The sequence below is a fragment of the Kutzneria sp. 744 genome (assembly GCF_000568255.1).
In the GTDB taxonomy this organism is placed as follows: domain Bacteria; phylum Actinomycetota; class Actinomycetes; order Mycobacteriales; family Pseudonocardiaceae; genus Kutzneria.
The window spans coordinates 980,315-999,989 of record NZ_KK037166.1; the positions used below are offsets into that span (position 1 = coordinate 980,315).

12 protein-coding genes and 3 pseudogenes are annotated in these 19,675 nt (G+C 69.0%); 10 read left to right on the forward strand and 5 right to left on the reverse strand.

Annotated features, from left to right (window positions below; all coding sequences use genetic code 11):
• Together KUTG_RS04275 and KUTG_RS04280 are read right to left on the reverse strand one after the other, a co-directional pair.
• Positions 1-975: pseudogene (locus KUTG_RS04275) on the reverse strand (S8 family serine peptidase); the annotation flags it as partial.
• Positions 976-1,163: 188 nt separating this feature from the next.
• The gene (locus KUTG_RS04280; RefSeq protein ID WP_157494323.1) at positions 1,164-1,772 is read right to left on the reverse strand and encodes an MmyB family transcriptional regulator; all 609 of its coding nucleotides are present in this window, start codon (positions 1,770-1,772) and stop codon (positions 1,164-1,166) included.
• A gap of 419 nt (positions 1,773-2,191) precedes the next feature.
• Between KUTG_RS04280 and KUTG_RS04285 the strand changes: the two genes are divergently transcribed.
• The 6 genes from KUTG_RS04285 to KUTG_RS04310 all read left to right on the forward strand — a co-directional run bounded on the left by KUTG_RS04285 (position 2,192) and on the right by KUTG_RS04310 (position 12,507).
• Positions 2,192-3,277 (forward strand): S1 family peptidase, encoded by a 1,086-nt coding sequence (locus KUTG_RS04285; RefSeq protein ID WP_052393921.1) that lies wholly within the window; start codon positions 2,192-2,194, stop codon positions 3,275-3,277.
• Between the two features lie 240 nt (positions 3,278-3,517).
• Positions 3,518-6,199, forward strand: coding sequence for an alpha-L-rhamnosidase-related protein (locus tag KUTG_RS04290; RefSeq protein WP_198047003.1), 2,682 nt, complete (start codon positions 3,518-3,520; stop codon positions 6,197-6,199).
• A gap of 104 nt (positions 6,200-6,303) precedes the next feature.
• Positions 6,304-10,230: a family 78 glycoside hydrolase catalytic domain gene (locus KUTG_RS04295; RefSeq protein ID WP_043715054.1), complete on the forward strand. Its 3,927-nt coding sequence runs from the start codon at positions 6,304-6,306 to the stop codon at positions 10,228-10,230.
• Between the two features lie 282 nt (positions 10,231-10,512).
• The gene (locus KUTG_RS04300) at positions 10,513-10,887 is read left to right on the forward strand and encodes a hypothetical protein (protein ID WP_043715056.1); all 375 of its coding nucleotides are present in this window, start codon (positions 10,513-10,515) and stop codon (positions 10,885-10,887) included.
• A 5-nt stretch (positions 10,888-10,892) separates the two neighbouring features.
• Positions 10,893-11,369, forward strand: a complete 477-nt coding sequence (locus tag KUTG_RS04305; protein WP_043728247.1) for a roadblock/LC7 domain-containing protein — start codon at positions 10,893-10,895, stop codon at positions 11,367-11,369.
• Between the two features lie 100 nt (positions 11,370-11,469).
• Complete coding sequence (locus KUTG_RS04310) at positions 11,470-12,507, forward strand: IS110 family RNA-guided transposase (protein ID WP_043715058.1); 1,038 nt, start codon at positions 11,470-11,472, stop codon at positions 12,505-12,507.
• 481 nt (positions 12,508-12,988) lie between these two features.
• On the opposite strand, the pseudogene KUTG_RS04315 reads toward KUTG_RS04310, so the two are convergent.
• Positions 12,989-13,494, reverse strand: a pseudogene (locus KUTG_RS04315) (phage tail protein).
• Here KUTG_RS04315 and KUTG_RS63160 point away from each other — a divergent pair.
• Positions 13,456-13,644: pseudogene (locus tag KUTG_RS63160) on the forward strand (IS630 family transposase); the annotation flags it as partial. The pseudogenes KUTG_RS04315 and KUTG_RS63160 overlap by 39 nt on opposite strands.
• Before the next feature lie 23 nt (positions 13,645-13,667).
• On the opposite strand, the gene KUTG_RS04320 reads toward KUTG_RS63160, so the two are convergent.
• Positions 13,668-14,258, reverse strand: coding sequence for a TetR/AcrR family transcriptional regulator (locus KUTG_RS04320; RefSeq protein WP_043728250.1), 591 nt, complete (start codon positions 14,256-14,258; stop codon positions 13,668-13,670).
• Positions 14,259-14,346: 88 nt separating this feature from the next.
• Between KUTG_RS04320 and KUTG_RS04325 the strand changes: the two genes are divergently transcribed.
• The 3 genes from KUTG_RS04325 to KUTG_RS04335 are packed head-to-tail and all read left to right on the forward strand — an operon-like array spanning position 14,347 to position 17,999.
• Complete coding sequence (locus tag KUTG_RS04325; protein ID WP_052393924.1) at positions 14,347-15,687, forward strand: cytochrome P450; 1,341 nt, start codon at positions 14,347-14,349, stop codon at positions 15,685-15,687.
• Entirely contained in the window at positions 15,668-16,498 is an 831-nt protein-coding gene (locus KUTG_RS04330; protein WP_043728255.1) for an SDR family NAD(P)-dependent oxidoreductase, read from the forward strand. Before KUTG_RS04325 ends, KUTG_RS04330 begins: the two co-directional genes overlap by 20 nt.
• A 10-nt stretch (positions 16,499-16,508) precedes the next feature.
• Positions 16,509-17,999 (forward strand): flavin-containing monooxygenase, encoded by a 1,491-nt coding sequence (locus KUTG_RS04335; protein WP_043715060.1) that lies wholly within the window; start codon positions 16,509-16,511, stop codon positions 17,997-17,999.
• Here KUTG_RS04335 and KUTG_RS04340 read toward each other — a convergent pair.
• Complete coding sequence (locus KUTG_RS04340; protein WP_043715063.1) at positions 17,946-19,544, reverse strand: amidohydrolase; 1,599 nt, start codon at positions 19,542-19,544, stop codon at positions 17,946-17,948. The genes KUTG_RS04335 and KUTG_RS04340 overlap by 54 nt on opposite strands.
• Positions 19,545-19,675 lie beyond the last annotated feature (131 nt).

The window sequence follows — 19,675 nt, forward strand, 5'->3', positions numbered from 1 at the left end:
GATATAAGGGGATGAGGCGCTGGTGCCGCCGACGACCAGCCAGTTGCCGGGCGCGTCGCCGGTCGGCGCGTACGTGGTGTAGACCGCGACGCCGGTCGCGCCGTCGGCGTCGGCGGAGATGTCCGAGGCGGCGCGATGCCCGTTGCACGCCGCGGTGACGGCCTTGGGCTGCCCGTTGGCCTTGGGGAAGGCGGTCTCGCAGCCGCTGCCGGCCAGCGACCAGGCCGTTTCCTGTCCGGGCGCGGTCAGCGTGGTGCCGCCGACAGAGACGACGCCGGGCAGGTCGGCCGGCCAGCTCTGGTGGACGCCGCCGTTGAAGCCCTCGTCGCCGGTGGCCGCCGTGATGGCAACTCCCTTGTGCGACAAGGCGAACTGCTGGGTGTTGGTCACGTCGGCGGTGTAGCCGTAGCTGATGCTGACCGCGTTCGCGCCGGCCTTGATCGCGGTGTGGACGGCGGCGGTGAAGTCCCCGGTGCTGACGTCGTTGTCGTCGATGGCGTCCTGCCACGGCACCGACACGTACATCAGGCGGCACGACGGGCAGGCCGCCGAAGCCATGTCCACGTCGAGGGCGGTCTCGGTGGCGACGTCCTCCTCGACCGCCGCCCCCTGCCCACTGGTCTGCGGCGGCACCTGCGGGCCGCCGGTGTAGTCCAGCAGCTTCAGGCAACCGCTCTCCACGGTGCAGGCCGGCAGCCCGAAGGTCTTGCGGTAGGTGGCCAGATCCGCCGCCAGGTTGCCGTCGATGCCGGCGCCGATGAGGGCGATCGTGTTGGTGCTCCGGGAATCCGCCGGAAGCGAATAGGCAGTGGCCAGCTCCGAAGGCGAGTAGCCGGCGGGGTCCGCCGTGCTCAGCGGGGTCCGACTCCCCGGCGAGGCCGTGACCACCAGCGACCGGCATTGCCCGCAAACCGCTCGTAAGCCGTGATTCTGCAACAACGTCGCCGAGTGCACCTGCTGATGCAGCTGCGCCACATCGGGTTGTTGGCCCGCCGCGGCAATCGGGCCACCGACAATTCCCACCAGAACCGTGACGGCACAGGCCACCACGGATGATCGCGCCCAAGACATGGCGGCCACTATGGCACCGCCGTGACGAGATGATCGCGATACGTGAACTATCCTTCACCGACGCAACCGATACCGGCCACAGGCGTCCTGAATCACCTGGCATACCATCGGTTCCGACCGAACGGGCAGCGATCAGCGGCCGAGGGTCCGCAGCCGCTCCACCGCCGCGGCCGACGGGTTCGGCGTGGAAGGCCAGAAGTGCTGCCGCCGCAATGCGACACGTCGAACTTGATCCGCGTAAGATAGACGTCCCCGACCACAGGATGCCGCATGTGGTTGACGCCCTCGGAGTAGCCCACGTCGGCCTGCTCCCACAGCCGCCTGAGCCGCTCGCTGCTGCCGGAGAGCTCGGCGATCAGGTCCAGCAGCACGGGGTCGTCCGGATCGGCGGCGGACAGCGCCCGCAAACCGCCGACGGCCACCGCCGACGCGTCATCCCAGTCGGGATACACCTCCCGCGCGGCCGGCTCCAGAAACCGCCACCGCGACAGGTTCTGCCCCACGCAGAACCCCGGCGACAACGCCTCGGCCAGCGCGTTCGCCGCCAGCACGTCCTGATACCGGCTCACGATCAGCGCCGGCGTCGGCAGCTGGTCCACAAATCCCGCCACCGCCGGCACGACCCGCTCCGGACTGGGCCGCCGGGGCACCGGGTTGGCGAGCTGGTGCAGGTAGGCCACCCGCCGCCGCCGGCCCGGCACCAGCCCGACCTCCTGTTCAGCTCGACCTGTTCGGTCATCGACATGTCCCTGGTCTCCCCGCCGTGCCGTGCTCACGTTCGCGCCGCGACCGTACGGACATCGGAGCTGGTCAGCACGGTGCAACCGGGCATGTCATGGTCAGGAGGGGACCAGGCCGGCCGAGCTGGGTCCGTGGCGACCAAACGTCGGATGTTGGACAAAACAAGCCAGAAACAGGTCGGATCCGACCCCGCCCCTTGCCTTTGAATCGTTCCAATCCTACCGTCATGAGAGCCCTCTCACGGTAGGAGGTCAGGCGTGCTCATGGTGTCATCCCTGCCCGACGTCACGCCGCCCCCGCCGACAAGAGCGCCATTCAGGTCGTCATCCCTCCCTGTAAGGAGACAACCGTGAATCTAGTCCGATTAGGACTGTCCGTAATGGTGACAGCGGGCCTCTGCGCCGGTCTCGGCGCGCCACTGGCCACCGCCAGCCCGGTCGTGCTGGCCGCGATGCAGCACGACCTCGGTCTGACCGCACAGCAGGCCCAGGCCAGGCTCACCGAGGAATCGGCCGCGATGCGGTTGGCGCCGCAGGCCGAGCAGCGGGCCGGCGACGCCTTCGCCGGCTCCTGGTTCGACCCGGCCACCGGCAAGCTGGTCGTGGCCGTGACCGACCAGCACACCGCCGCCACCGTGCGGGGGATGGGCGTACAGGTCGCCACGGCGACGGTGAATGCGAAAACGTTGCAGGCGAACAAATCCGCGATCGACAATCGCAGCAGGGCCCACCGCGCGCCGGCCGAGGTCGCCAGCTGGGGCGTGGATGCCAGGACCAACTCGGTGGTGATCACCGTGCGCGGTCAGGACGCCGCCGTGCAGGAATTCGTCGCGGCGGCCAGGAAGAACGGCCCGGTCACCGTCCGGCAGACCAGCAGTCCCCAACCGCAGGTGCTTTCCGCCGGCACGGTCGGCGGCGATCCGTACTACATCAACGGCAATGTCCGGTGCTCCATCGGCTTCTCCGTCTCGGGCGGCTTCGTCAGCGCCGGGCACTGCGGGCAGCCCGGCTACTCCGTGGTCGGCTGGGACGGGTCGGCCATGGGCAGCTTCGCCGGATCAACCTTTCCCGGCAACGATTTCTCCTACATCAGGACCGGCAACGGCTGGTGGCAGGCGCCGGTCGTGCTCGGCTGGGGCACGGTCAGCGACGCACTCGTGCGTGGCGACTGGGTCGCCCCGCCCGGCACCTCGGTGTGCCGCTCCGGCTCGACCTCGCACTGGCACTGCGGCACCGTCGAGGCGCTCGGCGACACGGTCAACTACGCGCAGGGCGCCGTGTACAACATGACCAGGACCACCGTGTGCGCCGAGCCCGGCGACTCCGGTGGCTCATTCATCACCGGCGACCAGGCCCAGGGCGTCACCTCCGGTGGCTACGGCAACTGCAGCTCCGGCGGCGAGACCTGGTTCCAGCCGGTCGGCCCGATCCTCGCAGCCTACGGCGTCGGACTCGTCACCCCGTAGTGATCGCGCCGTGTGGGGAGCCGGTTCGCGCTCCCCGCACGGCCCCGATCTCACCGTCACCGAGGAGACACCATGACATCGTCGTCAGCGGGCCTTCGTGCGCTCAGGGGTCCTTTGTCAGCCGCCCTCCTTCTCCTGTCCGCAGTCACGGCGGTCGCCGATCCGCACGCGGCAGCGGCCTCGCCGTACAACTACGCACCCGCCGGCCGCACGGTGACGCCATTGGCCGTCCATGGCACGGTGGGTACCGTCAGCTCGGCCGGCAATGTCCTTTCTGGACAGCCGACCCGCATCTCCGGCACACACTCCGCCGTGGTGCTTGACTTCGGCAAGGAAGTCGGCGGCATCGTGACGTTGAACTTCGCCGGAGCGAGCGGCGCGGGCCAACGCGTCGGGCTGGCGTTCACCGAGTCGTCGCTGTACATCGGCGAGAACAGCGACGACAGCAGCGGGATCGTGAACGGCGGCCCCGGCACGGACGGTGCGCTCTACGCCACCGTCGACGGCGCCGGCAGCTACACGATGCCGACGGACAAACTGCGTGGCGGTTTCCGCTACCTTACGGTGTTTCTGGCCACGGCGGGCTGGGTCGACCTCAATGGGGCGTCGCTGTTGTTCACGGCCGCGCCCGGCATGACCAACCCTCAGGCATACCCCAACTCTTTCTCCTCCAACGACCCACTGCTGAACCAGATCTGGTACGCCGGCGCGTACACCGTGCAGCTTGACAGCATCGATCCCAACCAGGGCCGGGTGTGGCCGCCGCCGGCCACCGGCTGGGAGAACAACGCCACCGTCGGCGTCGGCGCCAGCGTGCTGACCGACGGCGCCAAGCGCGACCGGACCGTCTGGCCCGGCGACATGGGCATCTCGCTGCCGACGGAGTACGTCTCCACCAACGATGTCGCGTCCACGCGCAACGCGCTGACCACCATCTACCAACACCAGAAGACATCCGGCGAGCTGGGCTACTCCGGGCCGGCGTTCAACCTGTTCGGCTCCGACACCTACCACACCTGGAGCCTGATCGGCACGGCCTCGTACTTCACCTACTCGGCGGACAAGAGCTGGCTGGACTCGATCTGGGGCCAGTACCGACAGGCCATGGGCTTCATCACCGCGAAGATCGACGGCACCGGTCTGCTGAACGTCACAGGCACGGCGGACTGGGCCCGTGACGGCCAAGGCGGCGAGAACATCGAGGCGAACGCGATCCTCTACCGTGCGCTGATCTCCGGCGCGGAGCTGGCCGCCGCCGAGAACGACGGCGGTGACGCCTCGACGTGGACCGCGAAGGCGGCGAACCTGAAGACAGCGGCCAACTCTCTGCTGTGGAACGCGAATATCGGGCTGTACAAGGACAATCCGAGCAGCACGAGCTACCCGCAGGACGGCAACTCGCTCGCGGTGTGGTACGGGCTGACCGACAGCCCGGCCAAGAACACCGCCATCACGACCGCGCTCGACGCCCGCCGCAACGAGTACGGCGCGCTCACCCCGGAGAAGAACTCCGGCGGCGCCATCGGCACCTTCCCCGGCTCGATGGAGGTGCAGGCGCATTTCGTCGCCGGTGACGACACCAGCGCGCTCGCCATGATCCGCCGCGAGTGGGGCTATATGCTCACCACCCCGATCGGCACGAACAGCACGTTCTGGGAAGGCTTCCAGTACGACGGCACGTTCGACTACGGCGGCCAGTACATGAGTCTGGCGCACGGCTGGGGCACCGGTCCGACATCGGCGCTCACCTTCTACGTGCTCGGGCTGACGCCGACGAGCGCGGGCGGGCAGTACAGCTTCGTGCCGCACGCGGGCGACCTCAGCCATGTGGAGGGCAACATCACGACTCCGCAGGGCCCGGTCACCGGTTCCTGGGACTACACGCCGGGCACGTTCACCGAGCACCTGACCAGTCCGGCGGGCAGCACCGGCACCATCGGCGTCCCCACGTACGGATCGCCGAACGTCAGCGTCACGGTGAACAACGCGACCGTGTGGAGCGGCGGCACGTTCCACCCGGGTGGCGGCGTCACCGGCGGCTCCACCGACGGCAAGTACATCTATCTGACCGGCGCAGGCGTCGGCACGTACACCGTCGTCGGCTCGGGAGTCACTGCGCCGCAACAGTTCCAGACCTCGGTCCTGCCCGATCGGTTGCCGCCCGGGTACATCCCGTGCGCTGGTGAAGGCGGCACGTGCACGCCGAACGGCACGCAGGTCATCGCCTACGGCGCGGGCACGTACGCGTACCGGACGGCGAGCGCCGCGACGACGTGTTCGAACGCGGCCTTCGGCGATCCCGCGTTCGCCCTCAGGAAGTCGTGTTATCTCGCGCCGACGGGCGGTCCCGCCGGCTACACGTCCTGCGCGGGCGAGCACGGCGCCTGCACGTTCAGCGGCACCAGGGAAGTCGCGTTCGGACTCAATGGCGCGTTCCAGTTCACGACGGCGATTGGCAGCATCACCTGCGACAACAACGAGTTTGGCGCTGACCCCGTGCCTGGCGTCGCGAAAAACTGCTACGTGGCTTCGGCGGACACGCCGCCGGGCAACTGGACGTCATGCGCCGCGGAGAACAGCTCGTGCACGGTAGCCGCGAGCCAACCGCTGGCGTTCGGCGCGAACGGCGCGTACTGGACAACGAAGTCCGGCACGGCCAGCTGCGACCGCGGCACGTTCGGCGTCGACCCGATCTTCAACGTGGTCAAATCGTGCTACACCCCCTCGGGGCCACCGCCCGGATTCGGCACCCAGTGCGCCGCTGAGAACGGCACCTGCACGTTCAGCGGCGCGCAGACGGTGGCCTTCGGCGCGGACGGCGACTTCGTCTACCGGACGTTCACGGGCAGCACGCCTTGCGACAACACGGCCTTCCCCGACCCGATCTTCAAGGTCGTGAAGGCCTGCTACCTGGTGGGTTGACCGCCGCTTCGGGACGGTTCGGGCGTCACCGCTGCTGTGTCCGGTGCCGCCCGTCGTAGCACGATGGCCGGATTGAAACGTTCCAACAACCGGAGGTGAGCCCGATGGGTCGGTCGCGACTCGCCCGGGGCAACAGCACGATCTGGGTAACGGTCGCGGCCGTGCTGGTGGCAGCGATGCTGCTACCCGGCGTAGCGTCCGCACAGGCCGACTGGCATGGCGCGCTGCCGCCGACGTCGTTACGCGCCGACGGACAGGCGACGCACGTGTTGGTCGGCACGCCAAGACCGACGCTGGCCTGGACCGTGAACGACTCGGGACGCGGCCAGGCACAGACGGCATACGAGATCCGCGTCGACGACCAGCGCGCCCGCGTCTGGGACTCCGGGCGCGTGTCCAGTCCGAACTCGGCCGGCGTCGTCTACGCCGGTCCCCCGCTCACCAGCGACCACTCGTACACGTGGTCGGTGCGCACCTGGACGAGCCATGGCGGCCAGTCCCCGTGGTCCGCGCCGGCATCGTTCGACACGGGCCTGCTCGCGCCGGCCGACTGGACGGCGTGGTGGCTCCAGACCGACGACGGGACGCTGACCCGCGGCGGGTTCGACGTCACCAAGCCGGTCGCCCGCGCCCGGCTGTACTTCGCGGCACAGGGCCTGATTGAGCCGCACCTGAACGGCGCACGCGTCGAGCCGACCGAAGTCCTCGACTCGTCGGTGACCGACTACGCCTCGCGAGTGCTCTACCGCGACCTCGACGTCACCAAGAACGTCCATAATGGACACAATGCGCTGGCCTTCATGGTCGGACGCGGCCAATCCCCCGGCCGGCCCACGTTCGCCGCCCAGCTCGACATCACCTACACCGACGGCTCGACCTCCACGTTCGGCACCGGTCCGGCGTGGAAGTACCACGCCGGACCGGTGACCGGTGACGACTTCTACCTCGGCGAGACCTACGACGCGCGCCGGGAGATCCCGGGCTGGGACTCGGCCGGCTTCGACGCCGGCGCCTGGCCCGTCGTCCATGCCGTGGCTCCGGTGTTCCATGCCCAGAGCCTCGCGCAGGGCAAACCGGTCACCGCCCACGACACCACCACCTGCTGCGGCTGGTCGCCCGCCGCCGCGACCGACGGCATCGACGGATCGACCGACGCGTCCGAGGGCTACCACTCCGCGGTCGAGTCGACCGCCGACACCACCAAGTGGACGCAGGTCGATCTCGTTTCCCCACAGCACATCGCGTCGGTCGCTCTGTTCCCCGCGCGGCCGACCAACGACACCTCCGGCGACGTGATCGCGGCTGGATTCCCGGTGCGGTACCGCGTCGATGTCAGCGACGATCCGACCTTCGCCACCGCGACAACCGTCGTCGACCGGACCGGCGCCGACCAGTCCAGCCCCGGCACGTCGCCGGTGACACTGGCCGCCGACGTCACCGGCCGATACGTCCGGGTGACCGCGACGAAGCTCGGCTGTGAAACCGTCTGCTCGTTCCGGCTCGCCGAACTTGGCGTCTACGGCACGAATCCCGTGATCACGCAGAGCGCGCTCACGACCTTGCAGGCGGACCCGATGCCCGCGACCCGAAGTGTCCGGACGATCGCCCCGGTCAAGCAGACGCGCCCCGCAGCCGGCGTTCGCGTCTACGACTTCGGTCAGAACCGCACCGGCCAGGTGACACTGACCGCCGCCCAGCCCGCCGGCACGACGGCCGTGGTGAAGAAGGGCGAACTGCTCGACTCGAACGGGCGGGTGACGACCGCGAACATCAGCTTCTCCGCCGGCGAGCCGCCCCGGCAGAGCGACCACTACACGTTCGCCGGCACCGGCGCCGAGACCTACACGCCGCATTTCGACTACGCCGGCTTCCGCTACGCCGAGTTGACCGGCGTTCCGGATGACGCCACCGTCACCGCGCGGGCACTGGAGATCCACACCGATGTCCCCGCCACCGGGCACGTCGACACCTCGAACCCGGACCTGGACAAGATCCAGGCGGCGGTGGCGCAGACCCAGCTCAACGGCCTCGAATCGCTGCCGATGGACTGCCCGACCCGGGAGAAGCACGGCTGGCTGGGCGACGCGGCCGACTCCGACCAGGAGGCGATGAGCAACTTCGACATGCAGTCCACGTACGACAAGTGGCTCGGCGACGTCGTCACCAGCATCGGCGCCGACGGCAGCATCCCGTCGGTGGGGCCGACCAACGGCGGCACCGGCTGGGCGACCGACCCGGCATGGGGATCGGCCTACCCGCAGGTCATCTGGGACTCCTACCAGCAGTACGGCGACGCCCACCTGGTCGCGACGCACTACGCGCACGTGAAGGCGTGGGTCGACTATCTGGCGACCATCAGCGACGCCGACCACGTCGTCGTCAACTCGCCGACGTCCTGGGGCGACGACTGGGTGGCCACGGTCAGCACGCCGCACGACTACTTCCAGACCGGCTTCTATTACCTGGACGCGACCCTGCTCGCGAAGATGGCTTCCCTGCTGGGAAAGTCGGCTGACGCTACGCAGTACACCGCATTGGCCGGACAGATCGCCACGGGGTTGAACAGGCGCTACTTCAACGCCGACACCGGCGTCTACGCGACTGGGACACAGCTGTCCTACGCGCTGCCGCTCGTGTTCGGCCTGGTCCCGGCCGGCCATGAACGATCCACTGTGGACAAACTGGTGTCCGACATCGTGTCCCACGGCAACCACGTCACGACGGGATTCGTCGGCACCACACTGGTCTTCCAGGCGCTCGGCAAGTACCAGCGCAACGATGTCGCGCTGGCCGTCGCCGAACGCACCGACTATCCGAGCTTCGGCTACATGGTCGACAACGGACCGGGCACCATCTGGGAGAAGTGGGTCAATTCCACCCAACCCGACGGCACGTCGTCCAAGGACCACATCGGACTCGGCGGCGCCATCGGCCAGTGGTTCTACCAACAGCTCGCCGGCATCCAGCCCGGATCGCCCGGCACGCTCACCCTGGTGCCCAGCGTCGTCGGCGATCTCACCCACGTCACCGCGCAGCAGCAGACCGCGCGGGGCAACGTCGTGAGTTCGTGGCAGCGCAACGGAAGCACGCTCACCTATCACGCTGTCGTGCCGGTCGGCACGACAGCGACGATCCGGCTGCCGCTGTTGGGCGGGCGACAGTCCACCGTCCGGGAGAACGGCCGGACGATCTTCGCCGGCGGCCGGCCCGCCACGTCCGACCCGGGCCTGACCATCGGCCAGGCCACCGACGAGGCGCTCGCCCTGGCCGCGGGCTCGGGCGACTACACCTTCACAGTGACCCCGAAGTCCTTCACCCAGGTCACGCTGACGGCAGGCGCGACCGCCCCGATCACCGCCGGTTCCACCGGCGACCTGCCCGTGATCGTCGAGGGCCGATCCACCGTGAACGCCTCGACGGTCCTTGCCGCACAGGCGCCCGCCGGCTGGACGGCGACGGTGACGCCGGCCACGATCCCGCTCCAGCCGGCCACGACCGTCACGTCGGCCACGGTCCGAATCTCGGTGCCCAACAATGCCACGAGCGGGTCGTATCCCGTGACGGTGACCGCCAAGGCGTCGGACGGCCGGGTGAGCACCGCGACGGTGAACGTGCTGGTGTTCGGCCGGTGGGCGACCGGAACCTCGGCGTCGGCGTCGAGCGAACACGCGCCCAACACCGTCGACGGCGTCGTCCGCACCTACACCGCGTCGAACGCCATCGACGGGAACCTGGCGACGTTCTGGAACGACGACACCGCCGATCAGTTCCCCGACAGCCTCACGGTCATCGCACCGACGGCGGTCACCCTGGCGGGCGTGGGGTTCGCGTCCAACCCGGACGGCGTGCCGACCAACTTCACGGTGCAGACCTGGGACGGCACGCAGTGGGCGACGCAGGCCGACGTCGCCGGCAACTCGGCCGTGTACCGGCGGATTCCCTTCCCGGCGCCGGTGACGACGAGCCGTGTCCGTGTTGTCGTCGCGGCGGCCCAGAACACTTTTTCGCGGATCGCCGAGTTGACGCCATGATGCGCAATTGTCGAAGCTGTCGAATTCTATATCACGGAGAGTGGCATACCATTTACTTTACGTATCGGCAGACTCGTTTCTGACATAACTACGAGGTCTCGTTACACGTTCGGCCGCTTTTCGGAAATTGGTGCCCCCTGAGGCTCAATGGCGTCCTGACGTTGCTCCGAACGGGCATGTACCGACCCGTTCGGGCGACATAGGGTGATCAAGTCACGGAGAGCAGAATTGCCGCGGCGTCCCGGGGGAATGCCGCCGCCGAGCACGAGGAGAAACTGTCGAATGAACATCGACATGGCGTTGAAGGAGTCCCTGGCCATTCCCGGCGCGGTGGGGGCCGCGCTGGTGGACTACGAGAGCGGGATGTCACTCGGCTCGGCGGGCGGCGGAGAGTGGCTGGACCTGGAGGTGGCCGCGGCCGGCAACACCGAGGTGGTGCGGTCGAAGCTGCGGGTGATGTCGGCGCTCAAGCTGAACGACGGCATCGAGGACATCCTGATCACGCTGCACCGCCAGTACCACCTGATCCGACTGCTCGCGCCGACCAAGCGGGGCAGCCAGACACTGTTCCTGTACCTCGTGCTGGACCGGGAGCGGGCCAACCTCGCGTTGGCCCGGCACAGCCTCAGGGCCATCGAAGCCGACCTGACGGTGTGACCGACATGCGCTCGGACCCCGAGGTGCTGCCCTTGCGACGGCGTGGCTCGGCGTTGCCGGCGGCGAGACCGACTGCGCCGACTGCGCCGGCCGGCGCCGACGCGACGACGATGACCGAGGCACTGCGGGAGATCCACGGCCGCATCGACGCCATCACGATCAGCGGGGTGCTGGTCGCGACGCGGGACGGCCTGGTGCTGTGCGGCGTCACCCGTGGCATCGAGGACCACGGCGTGGCCGCGATGGCCGCCGCGGCGGCCGGCCTGGCGGCCCAGTTCACCGCACAGGCCAACGTGGGCGGCCCGCGGGCTGCGTTCTTCGAAGGTGACGCCGGTCAGGTCGGCGTGTTCCCCATCGACGCCGCCACGCTGCTCGTGCTGCTCGGCGAGCGGGACACCACCATGGGCATGTTCAACGTCGCGGCCAAGCAGGCGTTGGCCCTGTTGCAGGACGCGATCGCGCGCCGCCCGTCACCTGCCTGACGACATAACGCGCTGATGTGATGAAGGAGCGGGGCCTCCGCTCCTCGTGGTCCCGAGCGGACACTCGGGTTCTCACGTCAACACGACGAAGGAGGCCCCTGTGTCTGAGTATGACGGCAAACAGTTCGTCGGGATCGATCTACACCGGCACCGGTCGGTGATCGTGCGCCAGACCGCGGCAGGAGAGCACCTGGCCACGGTCCGAATCGCCAACGATCCGATCGCGTTGGGTCTGGAGATCGGCAAGGCCGGCCCACAACCCGAGGTGGTGTTGGAGGCGACCTACGGCTGGTACTGGGCCGCGGACGTGCTGGCCGAGGCCGGCGCCCACGTGCATTTGGCGCACCCGTTGGGAATCAAGGGATTCGCCTACCGACGCGTGAAGAACGACGTGCGGGACGCAGGCGATCTGGCGGATCTGCTGCGGATGGGCCGGCTGCCCGAAGCCTGGATCGCCCCGCCCGCCACGCGTGAGCTGCGGGAGTTGGTGCGCCACCGGGCCAAGCTGGTCGACCTCCGATCCGGCCTGAAAGCCGGGGTGCACGCGGTGCTGGCCAAGCAGGGCCTGCACCTGGGCGTGACCGACCTGTTCGGGGTCCGTGGCCGGCAGCTGCTGGCCCAGGCCCCGCTGGATCGGGCGTATCGGGCGCGGGTCAACGCGCTGTGCCGGCTGATCGAGTCCCTCGACTTCGAGATCGCCCTGGCCGCCAAGCTTATCGCCACCCGACTGGTCGGCGATCCCGGATACGTCGCGATCCAGGCCATCCCTGGGGTCGGGCCGACCCTGGCGGCGATCTTCGTCGCCGAGATCGGTGACGTGCACCGGTTTGTCAGCGCACGACACTTGTGTTCCTGGGCCGGACTGACCCCACGCCACCGCGAGTCCGACACCACCGTGCATCGCGGCCCAATCACCAAACAGGGCTCCACCCTGCTGCGGTGGGCCGCGGTCGAGGCCGCCCAGAAGATCCCGGCCACCGCCGGCTGGCTGGTGGCCACCCGAGCGGGGATCACCGCTCGTCGGGGCCGCAACACCGCCACCGTCGCGGTGGCCCGCAAGCTGCTCACCCTCGTGTTCTACGGTCTGCGTGACGGGCACATCCGCGCCCTGAGCCGCGGTCGTGAGGACGCGGCGTGAGCGGGCTCGGACGTGACCAGACGCGAGGCCGACGCAGGTCTGACACCCACCAGATGGTGGCGTGCTCGCCGCACTGATTGACCCCGTCTGGTCACGGTCGCAGCTCACCATGCCGACACGCGAATGGATGACCGGCAGCCGAGCCCTCGGCCTGTCCTCCGGCACTGGTCCGGAGCCTGGTGAACGCGACCTCACATCCCCTGGTCCCGCCCACAGCAGGGAAGGGAGACCTCTACTTCTTCCGGCACAACCAGGATCGCGCGCACGACGTCGGCGTCAAGGCCACGCCCCTACGGGGTGGCCTACGGCCAGCCTGGACCCCGACGCCTCAAGCGCGCATGCCCACACCACGCCGGAAGACCAGAAAACAAGGCCAGCTCGTCTAAGTCAGGACTTGACCGGCCCCGCTCCTTCATGGATGACCTGCGGAAATACGACCTCCGCAGGTCGGCGTGATTCCGTTCGGAGTCGAACGCCGGGGTCAGTGCTCTTTCTTGATGACGAAGTAGGAGCCGAGGATGGCACCGGCCAGCTTCGACTTCTGCCGGGCGAACTTGAACGAGCCGAGTTCCTCGGGGACGTCCATCCCGTCGGAGAGCGTGCACCCGACCGCCCGTTTCCCGAGGTCGTCGATGGTGTACATGACGTTGATCGACAGACCGCTCTGGTAGAGGACGTAGGCGACCCGAATGTTCCCGACCTGGAATTCGGTCGCTTCGAGCGGGCGGGCGGAGATGACGATGCCGCGTTCTTCCTCGAGGATCCGGCTCACCCAGTCGATGGTCGATGTGGCGTCGGCGGCGGGCTCGACCGTGAAGACGTGGCCGTCTTGTCCTTGAAGTACCGAGCCTCGTTCGCCCTCAGCCCGGCGAGCGCGGCCGCGGCCGGCGACGTCTCCAGGCCGACGGTCGACACGGTGTCGAGGTCAACGGCGGCGCGAGATCCGCTTCCGAGATCACCGTCAAACTCCTGCGACGCGGTGTCCACCGCTCGGTCGCCGCGCTGGAGAAAGACATTCGAGGCTGGATCGAGCAGTGGAACACCAACCCCAGGCCCTACGTATGGACCCGCACCGCGGACCAGATCCTGGAGTCCCTCAGTGCCTACTGTCAGCGAATTGATGACTCAGGACACTAGCGGGAGCAGCCCCGGGCCAACAGCTACGGGCCCAGCAGGGCGATGGAGGCGCGGACGGCGGTCTCGGTGATGTCGGTGGCCTGGCCGCCGTCCTCGACGTTGCTGGCGATCAGCTCACGGAGGCCGCCGAGCAGGAGGATGGCCATCTGGCGGTCGACGCGGTGGATGCCACGGGCGCGGAGGCTCTCGCGGTCGGTGAGGGACTGGACCATGTCGATGAACTTCTCCATCAGGTCCCGCTGCAACTGGCGGCCGAGGGTGCCGAGGGCGGGGATGTCGCGGATCCAACTGTGGGTGAGGGCGCGCTCGGCATCGGAGCAGGCGAGCCACTCCTCGACGGCCTGGCGGACCTGGGTCGACCACGGCTGGGCGGGATCGACGGCGGCGGTGATACGGGCGATCATCACGTCGTTGGCCTCGCTGACCAAGGCGACGTAACAGCTCTCCTTGCTGGCGAAGTGCTCGTAGAAAGTGCGCCGAGAAGTACGGGCCAGGCGCACGACATCGGCGACGGTGGTGTCGCGGTAGCCGATCTCGTCGATGGCCGCGGTCATGGCGTCGAGCAGGCGCTGCCGGAAGTCCACCGAGGTGGCGGTGTGCGTGCGCGTCACCATCGTCACGGTATACCTCCCCCTTGAACGGTGCTGGTACGTGAGCGTACCATGGCCGTGGTACGTTGATGTACCACGAGGGAGGCGCAGGATGACGACGCTGCCACCGGGCCCGTCCACCCCAAGGCTGATGCAGGCGGTGGCCGCGCTGACGAAGCCGGGGCGCGGATTCAGCCGGGCGCGAGAGCGGTACGGCGACGCGTTCACCATCAACTCCCCACTGTTCGGCCGGGCGCTGGTGATCAGCGACGCCGGCGAGATCAAACAGCTGTTCCAGGCGGGCGCGGACATCGCCGACAACCTGGAGCCGAACCTGGGCCGAGTGCTGGGCCCGGGCTCGCTGTTCGCGCTGGCGGGCGACGAACACCGCAAACAGCGCAAGCTGCTCGTCCCCCCGTTCCACGGCCGCCGCCTCGCGGCGTACGAGCAGATCATGGAGCAGGAGACGCTCCGCGAATTCGCCACCTGGCCGCAGAACCGGCAGTTCGAGACCCTGCCGTCGATGATGCGGATCACCATCAACATCATCCTGCGCACGGTGTTCGGGGCCGAAGGCGCGGAGTTCGAACAGCTGCGTGATCTGCTGCCCCGACTCGGCAAGCTCGGCTCCCTGCTGGCTGTGCTGCCGGTGCCCCGAGTGGACTGGGGACGTTGGAGCCCCTGGGGCCGCTTCCGCCTCATGCGCGAGGAGTACGACGCGATCATCGAGCGGCTGATCGCCAAGGCGGAACGGGACGGCGACCTCGACAACCGCGAAGACATCCTCGCCCTGCTGCTCCAGGCCCGCTACGACGACGGCACGGCCATGAGCCACCGCGACATCGCCGACCAGCTGCTGACCCTGCTCAGCGCGGGCCACGAGACCACGGCCACGACGCTGGCCTGGGCGGTCGAACGCCTGCGCCGCCACCCGGACGTGCTGCGCGACCTGACCGAAGAGGCCCGCACCGACGGCAAGACGCTGTTGGAGGCCTCGATCCTGGAGATCCAGCGGACCCGGCCGGTGATCGACATGGTCGGCCGCCGGATCCGCACCGACCAGGTCCGGCTCGGCCGGTGGACGCTCCCGGCGGGCATGACGGTGCTGGTCAGCATCGGGCTGATCCACCAGGACCCGGCGCTGTTCCCGGACCCCCAGCGGTTCGACCCGCACCGGTTCGTCGGCACGAAACCCGATCTGTACCAGTGGATTCCCTTCGGCGGCGGCGCCAGGCGCTGCATCGGGGCGGCGTTCGCGACCATGGAGATGAGCGTGGTGCTGCGGACCCTGCTGCGCGAGTGGGACCTGGCCCCGACCACACTGCCGGACGAGCCCTGGCATTCTCGGGGCATCGCGACCGCGCCGGCCAAGGGTGGCCTCGCGATCGTGCGCAAGCGGACCCTGTACGACCAGCACGCGACAAGGAGTGCCGATGCCCCGACAGCTTCCTAGGCTCACCGGCCGGCCGGTGATGATCACCGGCGCCGCCTCCGGCATCGGCCGCAGCCTGGCGCTGAGGCTGAACCGGCTGGGCTCGCCGGTGGCCGTCGCCGACGTGGACGAGACGGGGCTCAAGCAGACCGCCGCCTCGCTGCGCGGCAAGGTGCTCGTGCGCGTGCTGGACGTCAGCGACGCCGCCGACCAGCGGAAGTTCGCCGACGAGGTGCGGGACTGGCTGCCGGCGCCGCTGGCCGGGGTGTTCAACAACGCGGGCGTCGCCCTGTCGTCCACGGTGCTCGACGCCGATCCCGAGGACGACACCTGGCTGCACAACATCAACTTCCACGGCGTGGTCAACGGCACCCGGGCGTTCCTGCCGATCCTCGTGGCGCAGGACTCGGGTGTCATCGTGAACACCTCCAGCGTGTTCGGGCTGGCCGGCATGCCGTACCAGAGCGCCTACTGCGCGGCCAAGTTCGCGGTGCGGGGCTTCACCGACTCGCTGCGGCAGGAGCTGCGCGGGACCGGCGTGAGCGCGGTCAACATCCACCCGGGCGGCATCAAGACGAACATCGTCCGCAATGGACGGATGCGGCAGGACCCCGAGGGCGGCGAGCGGTCCATGGACGAGATGGCGGCCTCGTTCGAGCGGATCGCCATGACCACGCCGGACAAGGCGGCGCAGATCATCCACCGCGGCGTGGAGGCCGGCAAGGCCCGGGTGCTGGTCGGCCCGGACGCGTACGTGTTCGACGCGATGATGCGCATCGCCCCCACCCATTACTTCGACCTGATCGGCCGCGTCGCCGACCGTCGCCGCTGAGGAGCCCCGCGTGTCAGACCACGTCGATGTGCTGATAGTCGGGGCCGGCCTGTCCGGCATCGGCGCGGCCCACCACATCCATGCCGCCTTCCCCTGGCGCACCTACGCGATCCTGGAGGCGCGGGAGGCCAGCGGCGGCACCTGGGACCTGTTCCGCTACCCGGGTGTGCGGTCCGACTCGGACATGCAGACACTGGGCTACCGGTTCCGGCCGTGGACACAGGCCAAGGCCATCGCCGACGGTCCGTCCATTCTGGACTACATCCGGGACACGGCTTCCTCGGCCGGCATCGATCGCCATATCCGGTACGGACATCGCGTGATCTCGGCGTCGTGGTCCACTGCGGATTCACTGTGGACGGTCGAGGTCTCGCACGGCGACGAGACCGTGCGGATGACGGCCCGGTTCCTGTACCTGTGCACCGGCTACTACCACTACGACGGCGGCTACACGCCGGACTTCCCGGAGATCGAGCGGTTCGGAGGGCCGGTGATCCACCCGCAGGCGTGGCCCGAGGACCTGGACTACGCCGACAAGAAGGTCGTGGTGATCGGCAGCGGGGCCACGGCGGTCACACTGGTGCCGGCCATGACCGACAAGGCGTCGCACGTGACGATGTTGCAGCGCTCCCCCACGTACATCCTCGCCCGGCCCGGCGAGGACAAGCTGGCCAACCGGCTGCGCCGGCTGCTGGGCGACAGCCTGGGCTACAAGGTGACGCGGTGGAAGAACGTCGCCATGAGCACGCTGATCTACAAGCTGAGCCGTAGCCGGCCGGGCATGATCCGGTCGTTCATCCGCGACAACACGGTGAAGCTGCTGCCGGCCGGGTATGACGTGGACACCCACTTCAAGCCCCGCTACGACCCCTGGGACCAGCGGCTGTGCCTGGTGCCCGACGGTGACCTGTTCAAGGCGATCCGGCGCGGCGACGCCTCCGTGGTGACCGACGAGATCGCCGGCTTCTCCGCCGACGGCATCCGCCTGAAGTCCGGTGCCGAACTGCCCGCGGACATCGTCGTGACGGCGACCGGGCTGCGGCTGCTGGCCTTCGGCGGCATCCGGCTGACCGTGGACGGCCACGAGATCAAGCTGCCGGAGACCTTGGCGTACAAGGGGATGATGCTCAGCGGCCTGCCGAACTTCGTGTTCACCATCGGCTACACCAACGCATCCTGGACGTTGAAGGCCGACCTGGTCTCCGAGTACACGGTGAGGCTGTTGCGGCACATGGACTCCCATGGCTTCAGCCAGTGCATGCCGGTCCAGGACGGCCCGAAGGTGACCGAGCGGCCGCTGATGGACTTCGCCGCCGGCTACGTGCAACGCTCCATGCACGAGTTCCCGCGGGCCGGGTCGCGCCGGCCGTGGCAGCTGGGCATGAGCTACGCCAACGACGTGGTGCGGCTGCGCCACGGCCGGATCGACGACGGCACACTGCGGTTCCTAGCCCGCAAACCGGCCGCCGACAATCGTGTGGACGGGGTTGAGGTCGGCTAGGTTCGCACAGTCGGCGGGATTGCGTTCCCACACGGTCAGGTCGGCGAGGCGGCCCGCGGTGATCATGCCGCGCAGGTGGTCCTCGCCGACCAACCGGGCCGCCTGAGTCGTGTGCAGGGCAACGGCTTCGTCGTAGGTGATGGCGTGTTCCGGGCCCTGCACGCCGATCACCGTCTGGCGGGTGGTCATGCCCCAGACCGACCGCATGGCCCCGAACTGCCCGACCGGGAAGTCCGAGCCGGCGGCGATCAGGACGCCCTGGTCGAGCCAGCCCCGCGCCGGGAACAGGGCGGCAACCCGTTCCGGGCCCCAGTACTCGCGTTCGACCTCGGCCGTGTCGTGCAGCAGCGGCTGTTGGATGGTGACGGGAACGCCGAGCTTGGCGGCGCGAGCCCGCTGGGCGGGGCCGGCCAGGCCGCCGTGCTCCATGACGAGGGTGCCGTCGGGGAGCCCGGGATTGTTGGCCAGCACGCGTTCGTAGACATCGAGCAGGACACGCACGGCCCGGTCGCCGTAGGCGTGCGTGCCGACCTTCCAGCCGCGGCGGACAACCGCCTCGACGGCTTCGGTCAACGCCTCGGGCTCCCAGATCAGCGTGCCGGAGAACGCGTGGTCGCAGGCATAGGGCTCCTCGGTCGCGCCGGCTTCGAGGCCGCCGTCGAGCCCGAACTTCACGCCCCAGACCTGGAGCCACGGGTCGGCGTTGTAGCGGTGCTCCTCCATGCCGTCGAGGAGATGCTCCACCTCGGCCGTATTGCTACAGCCGAAGGCCCCGATCAGGGCGCGGACCCGGGTGCTCAGGGCCTGCCGATGGTGGGCGGCCTGGAGGATTGCGTAGTCGTCGAGGGAGACCGCGCAGTCCCTGACGGTGCCGATTCCGGTCGCCGCGTAGGCGGCGCTGGCTCGACGCAGGCCGTCGATGCGCTGGTCCCGGTCTTCCTTGGGCACCAACCGTTCCACGAGTCCCATGGCGCTGTCGATCAGCCGCCCGGTGAGCCGGCCCTCGTCGTCACGGCCGATCACGCCGCCGTGTGGGACCGGCGTGTCCTCGGTGATGCCGGCCAGCCTCAGCGCGTACGTGTTGACGACATCGTTGTGGCCGCCCCTTTTCACCAGCACCGGGTGACGGCTCGTGGCCTCGTCGAGCTCCCTGGCCGTCGGCATGCGCCGCTCCGCCAGGTTGAACTCCTGCCAGTTCGTCGTCGTGCGGATCCATTGCCCCTCGGGCGTTGTCGCCGCGCGCCGACGGATGAGGGCCAGGAACTCCGGGACGTCGCGGGCCTCGTGCACCGGCACGTCATGGGCGCTCATGCCCGCGAAGATCAGGTGGGTTTGCGTGTCGTCGAACGCCGGCAGCACCGTGGCGTCGGGCCGGTCCAGGACCTCGGTTCGCTTTGTCACCAAGGCATCCAGGCCGTCCGGGTCGGCCGACACCGCCGCGATCCGGTCGTTCCTGATCGCCACCGCCCGCTGCGGCGGCCGTCCCGGCGCCAGCGTGTGCACCGCGCCCGCCTTGATCACCAGGTCCGCCCCGTGGTCGCTCATCGCCCGCTCCCGTCGTTCCACTTGGTGACACTGTTCTAAGGCCTCAAATGCAGGGTGTGCCATATTTGGCGGCCTTGAGCGCCGAACTTGCGACATTTGACGGCACACTCGTGTCGAATACGCGACATGCG